Source organism: Achromobacter spanius, assembly GCF_002966795.1.
GTDB lineage: Bacteria > Pseudomonadota > Gammaproteobacteria > Burkholderiales > Burkholderiaceae_B > Achromobacter > Achromobacter spanius_D.
Genome location: NZ_CP023270.1, coordinates 5,722,571 through 5,735,859, shown reverse-complemented (window position 1 = coordinate 5,735,859; position 13,289 = coordinate 5,722,571). Strand labels below are relative to the sequence as shown.

Here is a 13,289-nt window from a genome sequence, read left to right as displayed (position 1 = left end):
CCTCCCATGGCTAGTGCTAGGTCACCCTGACCTGTCGGCCTTGATGGTGAAAGAGCAGGCTGATTTCCACCTGCTCTTCCTGGTTGTTCACCGGCACCCGGCAGACCAGCCGAAAGCCGAGATTCAGCGACGCGTCCGTTCCGGGAAGCGGTCTGACTTCGACAACGCGCGCGCGTGGCTCGTAGGCGGCCACCGCGGCGTGGATGTCCAGACAGACCTGCTGGCGCAGGTCCACGGCGCCAATCGCCGCGTCGTTCAGATCGCGCAATCCCAAACCAGGGCTGCTCTGCGAGCTGCCCTGGCGGGAATTGAGGATCCATTCCAATTGGCGCTTGATGGCGCGGATACGCTCGGCCGCCATCTCCTGGCGGGTGCGATTGCGCCGCGGCGGAAGATCTGGATCGAGGCGTTCGAACAGACTTCCGCGCCCTGGGGACCGGGGCATGGCTCAGCTCCCTGTCAGTCCTTGTCCAGGCGGCCGACCAGCGACAGTTCGAAGCTGGCGCCCATGTACTTGAAGTGCGGGCGAACCGACAGCGCGACCTGATACCAGCCAGGATTGCCGGCGACGTCTTGCACGACGACTCGCGCGGCGCGCAGTGGACGGCGGCTTCGGACGTCGCTGGTGGGGCTTTCCTGGTCGGCGACATACTGACGTAGCCAGTTGTTGAGCTCGCGCTCCAGGTCCTGGCGTTCCTTCCAGCTACCGATCTGCTCGCGCTGCAGCACTTTGATGTAGTGCGCCAGGCGGTTGATGATGAACATGTACGGAAGCTGCGTGCCCAGCATGTAGTTGGTCTGCGCGGCCAGGCCTTCGGGCGTCTTTTGGAAGACCTTGGGCTTTTGCACCGAGTTGGCCGAGAAGAACGCGGCGTTGTCGCTGTCTTTGCGCATGGTCAGCGGAATGAAGCCTTCGCTGGACAGTTCGAACTCTTTGCGGTCGGAGACCAGGACTTCCGTGGGGATCTTGGCCTGCAGCTGTCCCAGCGACTCGTACAGGTGCATCGGCAGGTCTTCGACCGCGCCGCCGGACTGCGGGCCGATGATGTTCGGGCACCAGCGGAACTTGGCGAAACTGTTGGTGACCCGGCTGCCCATCAGGAATGCCGTGTTGCCCCACAGGTAGTTGCGGTGGTCGCCGTCGATGGTTTCTTCGTAGGCGAAGCTGCGCACGGGGTTTTCCAGCGGATCGTACGGCTGGCGCAGCAGGTAGCGGGGCATGGTCAGGCCCAGGTAGCGCGAGTCTTCGGATTCACGCAGGCTGCGCCACTTGGCAAAGCGCGGGCCTTCGAAGATGTCTTTGACTTCCTTCAGGTTGGGCAGCTCTTCGAAGGATTCCAGATTGAGCATTTCGGGTCCGGCCGCGCCAAGGAAGGGCGCGTGCGCCATGGCGCCGACGGAGGCGAGGTAGCCCAGCAACTTGATGTCGGGCGCGGAGGGACCGAAGTTGTAGTTGCCGATCATGCAGCCGATCGGCTGGCCGCCGAACTGGCCGTAGCCCGCCGTGTATACCTGCTTGTACAGGCCGCTGCGGGTGATGTCGGCAGCGCTTTCAAAGTCTTCCAGCAGTTCGTCCTTGGTGACCGGAACGAACACGACCTGGATGTTTTCCCGGAAGTCCGTGCGCTGCACGAAGTCGAACAAGGCGCGCCAGATGGATTCAAGCTGCTGAAATTCCGGCTGATGAAGGATGGCATCCATCTGCTTGCTGAGCTTGCGGTCGATCGCGGCAAGCATCTGGTCCACCAGTTGCTTGTTGATCGGCTGCTCGCGGGAGTCGGACTTGAGCATCTCGGACACGAATGCGGCAACGCCGCGCTCGGCGACCGCATAGCCTTCCTGGCTGGGCTCGATGCGGGTCTGGGCCATGATCTGCGCCAGCAGTCCGCCCGCGGGCTGGCTGCTGGCCTGTTCTTGAATCTCGGCAGTTTGGGCTTTGGTCATCGGTGCGTCCTTGAGAACCTGAAGAGTGAGATTGAGACGGGGCCGGGCGTCACGCCTGCGGCGCCGCCAGGAGTTGATCCAGTTCCTGGGCCAACTTGCCGCGTGCGCTGTCGTCACCCAGCAGGGTCTGGATCTGCTTGCGGAATGCCGGGATGTTCCCCATGGGTCCCTTCAGCGCCACCAGCGCTTCGCGCAGTTCCAGCAGGCTCTTCAATTCGGGGACTTGGCGGGCGATGGCGTCAGGACCGAAGTCCTTGATGTTCTTGAATTGCAGGTTGACGCTGAGCGTGTCGCTTTCGCTGCCTTCTTCGAGCGTGGCCGGGACGTCGACTTTCAGGCTCAGGCCGGCTTCGGCCATGACTTCGTTGAAGGTGTCCTTATTGATCTGGACCGCGGGGCGATCTTCCAACGGGGTTTCGTCGGCATGCCCCTTGAAGTCTCCGAGCACCATTACTTTCAGCGGAAGTTCGATTTCTTCCTGCTCGTCGCCTGTCGCGGGGATGTAGCGGATATTGATCCGCTCTTTCGGTGCAACTGAACCAACTTTCGATGCCATGGGTCACTCCTTATAGATTTTCGAGCCATTTACGCGTCCGTCCCACAAGGCATAACAGGCCGCCCTTATCAAAAACGGAATATCAGGTCTTCTGGCAAGGTTTCGCAAAATCAAACGACGCTAGCGCATGGTGAGATGAAGCAAAAAAAAGCTGCCCATTCTGATGCGAGATTCAAAGCTTCGAACATATGAAAAGTTCGAAAAGCTGATCGAATTGATCGGATTCATATTGGAAATATGAGCGGTCATAAGAAATGAAGGGCAGTTAACTGATATTCGAATTAGTCCGATTGATCCTTGTCTGTGGCTATGGTTTCTTAATGCGCTCGTTTTCTGTAGCGCTTAAACAATAAATGGTGAGAAAACACATGGCCACGAGGAAAATCCGGCATGATTTCCGTTGATCTGTCTGCACTGCTCGACCGGTTGCACGCCGTGGCGCGGCACGCGCTGGAGGAAGCCGGCAGTCTCTGCATCCGCCAGCATGGCGCAGAGGTCACGGTTGCCCACTTGCTGTACCAGTTCCTGGATCAACCGAAATGCGACGTGCGCTGCATTCTGGCTAACTCGGAATTGGATCCGGACGCATTGCGCGAGGCGCTTGCCAGCACGTTTCCTAAACTCGATGCCGGGCCAGGGTACGCATACCCCTCGTTCTCGCCATTGCTGCTTGAGTTGATGCAGGACGCCTGGTTACTGAGCTCGGTGGAATTGACGCAAACCGAAATCCGAACCGGCACGCTGCTGTTGGCCGCCTTGTCTAACCCGGCCCGCTACCTGCCCTTTCCCACGATCCGGTTATTCGAATCCATTAATCGCGAGACACTGCGCAAGCGTTTTCGCGAATTGCTGGCCGATTCCTCGGAAGCCCCGGTATCAGAGGATTCATCGCCAAACCAATCGGCGGCTGCGGCTTCCGACAGCGCATTGAGTAAATACGGACACGATTTCACGGCCCAGGCGCGCGCGGGAAACATCGATCCGGTTCTGTGCCGGGATGCCGAAATCGATCTGATGATCGACATTCTTTCGCGCCGCCGCAAAAACAACCCGATCGTGGTGGGTGAAGCAGGCGTGGGAAAAAGCGCCGTTGTCGAGGGCCTGGCGCGACGCATCGTCGAGCAACGCGTTCCCGAGCCGCTTCGCGATGTGACGTTGTGGGGGCTGGATCTAGGCGCCCTGCAAGCCGGCGCCTCCGTCAAAGGGGAATTCGAGAAACGCCTGAAGGCGGTCATCGACGAGGTCAAGCACGCGTCCAAGCCGATCATCCTGTTCATCGACGAGGCGCATACGTTGATCGGGGCCGGCAACGCGGCAGGCGGTAGCGACGCGGCGAATCTCTTGAAGCCTGCACTTGCGCGCGGCGAGCTACGCACGATCGCCGCCACGACCTGGTCCGAGTACAAAAAGTACTTCGAAAAAGATCCTGCGCTGACGCGGCGCTTTCAACTGGTGAAACTGGATGCGCCCAGCGTGGAGCAGGCCGTGCACATCCTGCGCGGCCTGCGCGGCGTGTATGAAGACGCTCATCAGGTCTACATCGCCGATGATGCCCTGAAGGCGGCCGCAGCGTTGTCGGCACGTTACCTGTCGGGCCGGCAATTGCCGGACAAGGCGATCGACGTTCTGGACACCGCCTGCGCCCGCGTCGCAACGGCGTTGGCCGAGTCACCGCGACGCCTCGCGTCGTTGGAGAACGAACTGCGGCAGGTTGATGCCGAGGCCGACCAGCTATGGCGGGATGCTCGTGCCGGACGACAGCCGGAAACCGTCAGACTGGCCGCGCTGGATGTGACGCGGCAGCAGATTCGGGATTCCATTGAACAGCTGCAGGCCGCCTGGCAGCAGCAGAAAGCGCTGATAGACCAGATCATCACGCTACGTGCGGGCGAGTCCCAGGAAGACACCTCGCTGCGGCTGGAAGCGCTGGTCGCGCAATTGGCCGACCTTCAACGCGACGGCGCCCTGTTGCACGCGGACGTGGGCGCCCAGCAGATTGCACAGGTGATTGCGGACTGGACCGGGATTCCCGCCGCCACCCTGAACAGCGATCAGTTTCATCGGCTGGACAAGCTGCCCGAGACGCTACGGTTACGCGTCAAGGGACAGAACGCCGCGATCGACACGGTGCACCGCCGGTTGCTGACCGCCATGGCTGACCTGCGGCGGCCCGGCACTCCCATGGGCGCGTTCCTGCTGGTGGGGCCGAGCGGGGTGGGGAAAACAGAGACGGGCCTGGCCGTCGCAGACGCACTTTTCGGCGGCGAGCAGTTTCTGACCACCATCAACATGTCGGAATACCAAGAGAAGCACTCCGTATCGCGGTTGCTGGGCGCCCCGCCGGGATATGTCGGATACGGCGAAGGCGGAGTACTGACCGAGGCCATTCGTAAACGGCCGTACTCCGTGGTGCTGCTGGACGAAGTCGAGAAGGCGCATCCCGAGGTGCTCAATATCTTCTATCAAGCCTTCGACAAAGGCGAGCTTGCCGACGGCGAAGGGCGTCGCATCGACTGCCAGAACGTGCTGTTCTTCCTGACGTCGAATCTGGGCTTCGATCAGGACGGCGGTCCGCTTGCCGACCTCAGCACCGACGCGCTGCGCGATCATCTTGCAAGATTCTTCAAGCCGGCACTGCTGGCGCGCATGCAGGTCGTTCCATTCTGTTATCTGGACGAGGCAACGCTCGGCGAAATTGTCGAAAGCCGGCTGCGGCGCATCGAAAAGCAGTTCAGCGACCGCTACAACGCGCCATTGACGATCGAGGCGTCTGCGCGGGATGAATTGCGCGCACGTTGCCTGCGTCACCAGAACGGCGCGCGGCTGCTTGATGCCAGCATCGACGGCGACATGCTGCCGCCGTTGTCGCTGGCGGTGCTGAAGTGTCTGGCCAGCGGGAAGCGGTTCCAGCGTTCCACCATCAGTTGGAACGGTGCTGCCTTCGACGCCATGGTGGAGTAAGTGCAATGTCCTTGAGTGCCCAAGGCGCCGCAGCGCTCGCACGGACATTGGTCCAGGCCGCCGGCATCGCTTCCCTGGCCGACCGCTTCCTGAAAGCCGTTTGTTCGGCGCCCGGGATACGTTACGGAGTCTGCTACTGGCGCGAGGCGGCAAGTGACAGCATCCGGCCGATCGCCAGTCATGGTGTCGCGCTGGACTTGCTGCCGGCGTGCTCCTTGCAGGACCTCGACAACCCAATCGTTTATTGCTTGACTACCGGCCAGGCACGTCACGTGTCTCGCCTGGACAGCCTGTTCGGCGTTGCCGGGGGGTACGAGGAACTTCGCGAGCGGCTGGCGGCGGCAGATGCGTGGCTGGTGGTGCCGTTGCTTGATAAGCACCAGATGGCCGTGGCGGTGCTGTTTCTGGCCGGGACTGCACCCGGGCTCAGTGTCTGGACGGCCGACCCGGTGTGGCAGGAACTGCGCGGGCTCTACGACGCGGTCTTGAATGGCCTGCTTGAACGGCCCGGCTCGGACGCGCTGGCCCAGACGCGCCAGACGATGCAGGACCAGCAGTCCGACACGCGGGGACGCCGGCGTTTGCTGTCCACCGGCTTTGTCGGCTCAGGACCGACTGCGCGGCGGCTGCGCGAAGACATGCTGCGCTTCGCCGACTCTTCCCTGTCGTTGCTCGTGACCGGAGAAACGGGCTCGGGCAAAGACCATGCCGCCTGGCTTATCCATCAGGCGTCCGCGCGCAAGGGCAAGTTCGTGCCGGTCAACTGCGCGGCCATTCCCAAAGACCTGATCGAAGCAGAGCTTTTCGGCGCGATTCGCGGCGCCTATACCGGGGCCGTGCAGGCGCGGGCAGGCCTGGTCGCGGAAGCTGACGGCGGCACGTTGTTCCTGGATGAAATCGGGGACATGCCGTTGGGCCTGCAGGGCGCACTGCTGCGCCTGCTGAACGAAAAAAAATACAGACCGGTGGGCGCGACGCGAGAGTTGCCTTCCGACTTCCGGCTGGTCTGCGCAACCCATCGGCCTTTGCTTGAGTTGGTGCGAGACGGCCAGTTTCGCGAAGACCTGTACTTCCGCATTTGCCAACTGACACTGCACATTGCCCCGCTGCGCGAGCGTCTTGAAGACGTTCCGGCGCTGGTGGCGCACATTCTGCTCGAGCACAACCGGGCATTTCCCGGCCGCGTCGCCGGCATTTCCGACAACGCCATTGCACAGCTCCAACGCCATCGGTTCCCTGGCAACGTCAGGGAACTGCGCAGTCTGGTGCTTGCGGCGGCAGAGCGAACGCCGCCGGGCAAGCGCATCCAGACCAACCGGCTGGTCGAGCTGACAAGCGGCACGCACGAGCCCATGAACGATGACACCGGCCAAGCCAGCCTGCAGCGTCTGTGGCGTACCGAAAGCCTGCCCGAAGCGCTGGCGGCGTTCGAGCGCTTGCTGTTGGAAGACCGCCTGCGCCAGGCCGCAGGGTCGCGCCGGGTGGCCGCGCAAAGCCTGGGCATTCCCAAACGTACGTTGGCGCGCAAGTGCCTGGATCTGAATCTGACTGGAGAGGAAGCAATATGAAGCCATTCTGGGCGCTCCTGCTGGCGGCCGCCGTGCTTATGGGCGGTGACGCAGCCACGGACGCGGTGGCGGCGGGCCGTCGTTGCACAACCATCGTGTCGGCCATCGAGCGGCTGGCCTGCTTTGACGCCGAAGCGGGCACGCCGCCGACAGCCACCGCGGAATCTGCGGCACCTGCGGCCGGTGCCGCGGCGGCCGGCGTCGCGGCATCGGCCGCTGCACCGTTCGAACTGGTTCGGGTGCCGGACATTGTCGGGCTCGTGCAACGCAACGAGTCCCGCCGCAAGGCAGATTACGCCGGCGCGCTGCTGCTGCGCGTCGGCGATGCGATACCGGGTCAGGACAAGGTCGTGATCTCGGCGCCGGCCTTGGCCGGAAGCGCGCCGCGGCCGCTGCTGGCGATCAGTTGCCTGCAGAACATTTCGCGCTTGCAGTTGATTACCGCCGAGCCGCTGGATGTCAGCCGCGTGAGCATCCGCGTGTTGCTGGATGGGCGGCCCATTTCCGACCGCAGGCCCTGGCAGGTCCTGGACGACGGCACCGTCACGGATGCGGGCCGTGGGCTGGTCGCCATCGAACAGCTTCGCCATCTGACGCGTGCGTCCCAGCAGATGCAGCTCGAGAGCGACCACGCGTCGTTCGACGGGCTGTCGTTCGATACGGCAGCGCTGCATGCGCTGATGGCGCAACAACGCGAGGCTTGTCATTGGTGAGCACCTTTCCCGCACTGGATCTCGACGCCATCCTGTCACCCATATCGCCGCAACAGCCGGCTGGCGATTTTGACGACGAAGACAACGCCTACCAGGGCATCGAAAACGAGATGATGAAGCTGGGGGGGTTGCAAGAGGCGACCATCGACTGGGGCTATGTCGATACGGCGTCGCGTCAGTATCTGCAGTCGCAGTGCAAGCACCTGCGCATTGCCGCGCAACTGGCAACGGCCCGCATGCGCTCGGGCGGTTGGCGCGGCTGGGCCGAGGCGGCAGGCATGTTGGCTGGGATGACCAGCCGGTACTGGAGCACAAGCCATCCAAAACCGGGCGCGGCGGGCCTGATGGCCAAGCGGCGTCTGCTGTCCCAGCAACTGGAGCGCCTGACAGAGGCGCTGGCCAAGCTCGACAGTAAGGGATACGCCGACGAATTCTACAAATCCGGCCAGCAGGCCTTGGACAAGCTGCAGGCCTGCGCGAACGAATGCGGGTTGGACGTGCCGACGCTGACCCGACTGGAGGCGCAGCTACGGCTCAAGACCGAGGCGACACGTGCGCCCGAGCTCGCCGATGCGCAACTCGACCTGTCGGCGCAGACGTCCGGGATCACCGAGGCCTTCTTCACGCCCGTGGCCATGGCGCCTGGCAACGAACGGGAAGCGCGCCGTTCGTTATTGGCCGTGGCCGACCTCATCAACCATCAAGACGCGTATGACCCGACCGGCTACCTGCTGCGCCGCTTTGCCTTGTGGGCGCATCTGAGCATTGCGCCGTCGACGCGCAAAGATACGACGCGCACAGAGTTGATGGCGGTTCCCGCCGAAACCGCCGAGGCGTACTGGGATGCGCTGAAAGCCAATGCGGTCGATCCCGCGCTGTTGCAGCGCGTTGAAAGAAGCATTACCTCGTCACCGTACTGGCTGCGCGGCAGCTTCCTGGCTGCTGGTATCGCTCGCCGCCTGGAAATGCAGAACGTCGCCGAGGCTATCCGCCAATCCACCGGGCGCTTTGTGGCAAGGCTGCCGGCGTTGGTGAAGCTGCAGTTTGCGGATGGCCGCGCGTTCGTCGATGGCGAAACGCAGTCGTGGATCAGTGGCGCGGATGCGGACACCGCGAAGCTGGGCGCCGGACACGAGTACCCCGCGTTGCGCGAGGAGTTGCGCGAGGCGCTGGAAGCCACGGGGGTGGAGTCGATGCTCAAGCGGCTGGAAACCATCCAGAAGGCGTCGGCGGACCCGCGTCATGGCTGCCATGTCATCACGATCGCCGCCGAACTGCTTGGCGCGCGTGGCTTGTCGTGGCTGGCGGACGGCTTGTACGCCCGGGCGCATCACATCATGCAAGACGCTTGCGCTGCGCAATGGGAACCGAGTCTGTTCGGCCTGCTTGAGCGGCAGGTGAATGCCGCAATCGAATGCAAGAAACTGGAGCAACCCCATGTTTAAGATCTGGTCGAAAGTAAAACGCTATGGCCTGCCGCTACTGAAATGGGCAAAGCAGGGCATGCCGGTGGCGTTGCTGCTGATTCTGGCGCTCGCCTTGGCTGCCATCTGGTGGCTGGGGCCGATGTGGACATGGGAGGAACACCGCCCGCTGGCAAGTATCACCGCGCGCGTGTTGGCCACGCTTGGGCTGATTGCGCTGCCCTTGCTGGTCTGGGCCATCCGGCTGCGCAATCGGAATCTGACGCTGGAAGCCGAGCGCGCGAAGTCGCAGAAACAGCAGGAGGATCCCTGCCTGCGCTACGTGCAGGCGCAGGAGCGGGATCTGGACAAGAGCCTCGCCGTTCTCCACGCCAACCTGAAGGGCCGCAACGCGCTGTACCAACTGCCTTGGTATCTGATCCTGGGTCAGGAGAACGCGGGCAAGACCAGCTTCGTCAACCGGTCCAGCCAGACGTTCTCGCTGACGGGCGAGGTCAAGGCCGGCAGCCAGCGCCTGCAAGACGACCCCGACCGGATCTACCGCATTGACTGGTGGATTGGCGATGACGCCGTGCTGATCGACCCGCCGGGCGAACTGATCAGCCAGCCTCGGATGACGGCGGAACTTGAGCAATCTGCCGCGTCCGGGAACACGGAACCGCCGAAGCCGGCAGACGCTGCGGGACCCGCGCTCTTGCCGGAGGAGCTCCATTCCCGCCTGTGGGATAGCTTTGTGGGATGGCTGGGGCGCAGTCGCAGCCGCCGTCCGCTGAATGGCGTCGTGCTGATGGTCAGTCTGGTCACGTTGCTGAATCAGCAGCCTAGCGACCGCAAGGCGTTGGCCTCGTTGCTGCGGGCCCGGTTGGCCGAACTGAGCCGTCAGCTTGGCACGCGTCCGCCGCTGTATGTCGTTCTGAGCAAATTCGACCTGCTTGAAGGCTTTGAGCCGCTGTTCGCCCGGCTGCCCAAGTCTGCGCGCGAGGATATCTTTGGCTTTTCTTTTACGCTGGACTCCGTGCAGCGTTATGACGCGTGGCGGGATGAACTGGGCGCGCGGTACGACGAGTTTCTGACGCGCCTGAACGAGCAGGTGTTCGATGCGTTGGCCGATGTCCGCGAATTGAATCAACGTGAAGCCCTGTATTCCCTGGTTCGGCAACTGACCGGCATGCGGCCGCTCTTGATGGAGTTCCTGACCGATGTATTGGGCAGCGATCGCTACCTAACGCCGGCGTTGCCGCGTGGCGTCTTTTTGTCGTCGGTCTATCAGCAGGGCGTGCTGACCAACGCCTTCGTGGCCTCTGCTTCGCAGAATTACGATATCCGGGAGCCCGTGCCGGCCACGCATCCCAGCGGCCGCGCGATGGTCTACTTTGCCCAGCAGCTATTTCAGCGCGTTATCTATCCCGAGTCGGGGTTGGCGGGCGACAACCCGCGTGTGCGGGCTGAAAAGCGGCGCGCGCTGGCTCTGCGTTTTGGTGTGGCATCGTTGGGAAGCGCGATCATTGTCGGTGGCTGGTATCACTATTACGCCGTGAACCGGGACAAGGCCATGAGCGTGCTGGAACGCAGCCGCGCTTACAGCGCCCACGCCATCGACGGCGAGCTGGACACGACAGGCCGCAACCTGCTTCAGCCGCTGGATCAGATCAGCAGCGCGGTGGCGGTGTACGGCGATTATCGGGAGGCGTGGCCGCTTGTGGCGGACATGGGGCTGTATCAGGGATGGCAGATTGGTCCAAAGGTCGATCAGGCGTATCTGACGCTGCTGTCCCAGCGCTTTCTGCCTGCGCTGGCCAATGGGGTGATGGAGCATCTGGACGGCACGTCGGTGGACAGCGATGCGCAGCTTGAGGCATTGCGCGTGTACCGCATGATCGAAGACCGTCCCAATCGCCGGCCGCCGGTGGTGGAGCGTTGGATGGGGCAGCAGTGGGCGCGGGCTTTCCCCGGCGAAGACCAGGTGCAGCGCGCGTTGATGCGGCACCTGGACTACGCGATGAAGTACGCCGATACGTTGCTGCCTCAGTTTCAGCAGCGCGTGTCCATCGTGCAGCGCGACCTGCGGCAGATCCCGTTGCCGCAGCGCGTTTACATGACGATGCGCCGGCAGGCGGGCGAGTACCTGAGGGCGCCGCTGGACCTGCGCAATGAGATCGGTCCGGCGTTTGATGTGGTCTATCAGCCTGCGGCTGCCGGCAAGGGGGAAGCGGGGCCACTCGCTTCCGATGGCCGTATCGACGCGTTGTTGACGGCCAAGGGGTTTCATAGCTATTTCGCGCCGCACAGCCAGGATCTGACTGAACTGGCAATGATTGACCAGTGGGCGCTGGGCGAGCGGCGCAATATCGATTATTCCGAGGCTGACAAGCGGGCGTTGGCCAAGCGCATCCAGGCCATCTACGGCCGCGATTACATCGACACCTGGCAGCGCAACCTCAACCAGCTCGAAGTTCGTGACTTTCTTGACCTTGCCGAGGCGGTCAATGTCCTGGGCACGGTGACCAGCCCGGCGGCGCCGTTGCGCAGGCTGGTGGAAACCGTGCGCGACAACAGTGAGCTTGGCGCTGATCCCAAGGCTGTCACGGGTGCGGTCGACGGGAAAGGTGCGATGGTTGCGCAGGCATCAGGCGTGGCGGAAAAGGTGGCAGCCGGTCAGGACGAGACGGGCGCGATATTCGGGATTGCGCGGGCGTTTGCACCCATGGGCCAACTGCTGCAGGCGAAGGGCGATCGGGCGTCGTACCTGGACGAGACGTTGGTGGCGATCGGTAGCGTGCAGGATAAGGTGCGCACGGTGCACGACAGCCCGGATCGCGGCAAGACGGCGCTTGGCGTGGTGCTGGAGCGCTTCGGGCTGAAGGGCCCGGACCCGATCAGCAATCTGCAGCGCATTGCTGCCGGGCTGCCGGAACCCTTGAACCGTCAGGTGGGCAAGCTGGCGGACGAGTCGTCGCGGGTGATTCTGGTTGAGGCGCTGCGTGAGCTGGAGCGTCGTTGGGACATCGATGTTTATCGCTTTTACCGCGAGCGGTTGGCAAACCGTTATCCGTTCAATCCGGCAAGCCGCGAGGAAGTGGCGCTGGACGATTTCACGGCGTTTTTCGGCCCGCAGGGACGTTTGCAGCAGTTCCGCGAGAAGTATCTGAACCTGTTCATCGAGGATAACCTGGAGGCGTTGTATTCGGAGCGGTTGGGCGGATACCTCGTGCGTACGGATGTGTTGACGCAGCTTGAGGCGGCCGAGAAGATCCGGGACGCGTTTTTCAATAGCCGCGGCACGTTGGGGGTGCAGTTCCATGTTGAGCCGCTGGGGATGGCGCAGAGCAAACGCAGCAGCTCGCTTAGCGTGGAAGGACAGTTGGTGACGTACAACCACGGTCCGACGACGAGTACGGCGTTGATCTGGCCGAATACCCTGGCGTCGAGCAATGAAAGCCGCATGACGCTGGTGCATGCGGGGGGCAGTAGCAGCGGACTGGTTTATCGCGGCCCGTGGTCGCTGTACCGGCTGCTTAGTCAAGCCCGTCTGAACGGTGCGACCAGCACGAGCGTTGACATCAGCTTTGCCGCACCGGACGGCGGCATGCGTTACCGCATCAGTACGGAGAAGGCGAACAATCCCTTTACGCAGCCGTTGTTCAAGGCGTTTGCCTTGCCGCAGACGCTGTTGGAGGACGGCGTGCGGGGTAATGATGCGGGGGGGAAGACTGCTGGGAGTAAGTCCTGAGGGTTGCGTGGCACCGCTGTCGCGCTGCCACGCCTGTATCCATCATTCGACTAGCCAGCCGGGCTCGCCTTCGATCAGCGTGCCGCCATGGCTGGTCTTGTCGCCTTGGCGCGCAACCGGTTGTCCTTCGATGATGGTGCCGGGTGAGCCGGTCTGAATGATTGCGCCGCAACTGATGCGGTCGCCGATGCGGGCGATGGCGCGGCCGTTGACGATGGCTTCGCTTGCGCCGGTGACGACGGTGCCGGTGCCGTGGGTGGGGCAGCTGTGGCGATGACCTACAAGAACGATGGGTTTCATGTTTGGCTTCCTTTCGTTAGGGGCTCTTGAGGGGCCCCGTGCGGAACAAAGTCAGATCAGAACCGGCAAGGCCGGCGCGTGATGCGCCGGCCT

At 63.0% G+C, this 13,289-nt stretch carries 9 protein-coding genes; 5 read left to right on the top strand and 4 right to left on the bottom strand.

Annotated elements, in window-relative coordinates; translation table 11 throughout:
• Positions 1–16: 16 nt before the first annotated feature.
• Genes tssE through tssB form a run of 3 tightly spaced genes read right to left on the bottom strand, consistent with a single transcriptional unit; the run spans position 17 to position 2,500 of the window.
• Positions 17–445 (bottom strand): type VI secretion system baseplate subunit TssE, encoded by a 429-nt coding sequence (gene tssE / locus CLM73_RS25980; protein WP_105240886.1) that lies wholly within the window; start codon positions 443–445, stop codon positions 17–19.
• Between the two features lie 14 nt (positions 446–459).
• The gene (gene tssC, locus CLM73_RS25975; protein ID WP_105240885.1) at positions 460–1,944 is read right to left on the bottom strand and encodes a type VI secretion system contractile sheath large subunit; all 1,485 of its coding nucleotides are present in this window, start codon (positions 1,942–1,944) and stop codon (positions 460–462) included.
• Between the two features lie 49 nt (positions 1,945–1,993).
• Positions 1,994–2,500, bottom strand: coding sequence for a type VI secretion system contractile sheath small subunit (tssB, locus tag CLM73_RS25970; protein ID WP_105240884.1), 507 nt, complete (start codon positions 2,498–2,500; stop codon positions 1,994–1,996).
• Positions 2,501–2,890: 390 nt separating this feature from the next.
• On the opposite strand from tssB, the gene tssH reads away from it, so the two are divergent.
• Genes tssH through tssM form a run of 5 tightly spaced genes read left to right on the top strand, consistent with a single transcriptional unit; the run spans position 2,891 to position 12,896 of the window.
• Positions 2,891–5,461 (top strand): type VI secretion system ATPase TssH, encoded by a 2,571-nt coding sequence (gene tssH / locus CLM73_RS25965; protein ID WP_105240883.1) that lies wholly within the window; start codon positions 2,891–2,893, stop codon positions 5,459–5,461.
• Positions 5,462–5,466: 5 nt separating this feature from the next.
• Positions 5,467–7,029, top strand: coding sequence for a sigma 54-interacting transcriptional regulator (locus CLM73_RS25960; RefSeq protein ID WP_105240882.1), 1,563 nt, complete (start codon positions 5,467–5,469; stop codon positions 7,027–7,029).
• On the top strand, positions 7,026–7,742 hold the full coding sequence (locus tag CLM73_RS25955) for a type VI secretion system-associated protein TagO (protein WP_199778208.1): 717 nt from the start codon (positions 7,026–7,028) through the stop codon (positions 7,740–7,742). The genes CLM73_RS25960 and CLM73_RS25955 overlap by 4 nt, the downstream gene beginning before the upstream one ends.
• Positions 7,739–9,187 carry a type VI secretion system protein TssA gene (tssA, locus tag CLM73_RS25950; protein ID WP_105240881.1) on the top strand — a complete coding sequence of 483 codons (1,449 nt, stop codon included), beginning with the start codon at positions 7,739–7,741 and terminating at the stop codon, positions 9,185–9,187. Before CLM73_RS25955 ends, tssA begins: the two co-directional genes overlap by 4 nt.
• The gene (gene tssM, locus CLM73_RS25945) at positions 9,180–12,896 is read left to right on the top strand and encodes a type VI secretion system membrane subunit TssM (protein WP_105240880.1); all 3,717 of its coding nucleotides are present in this window, start codon (positions 9,180–9,182) and stop codon (positions 12,894–12,896) included. The genes tssA and tssM overlap by 8 nt, the downstream gene beginning before the upstream one ends.
• 42 nt (positions 12,897–12,938) lie before the next feature.
• Here tssM and CLM73_RS25940 read toward each other — a convergent pair whose 3' ends face one another.
• Positions 12,939–13,196, bottom strand: coding sequence for a PAAR domain-containing protein (locus CLM73_RS25940; protein ID WP_105240879.1), 258 nt, complete (start codon positions 13,194–13,196; stop codon positions 12,939–12,941).
• Between the last annotated feature and the right edge of the window lie 93 nt (positions 13,197–13,289).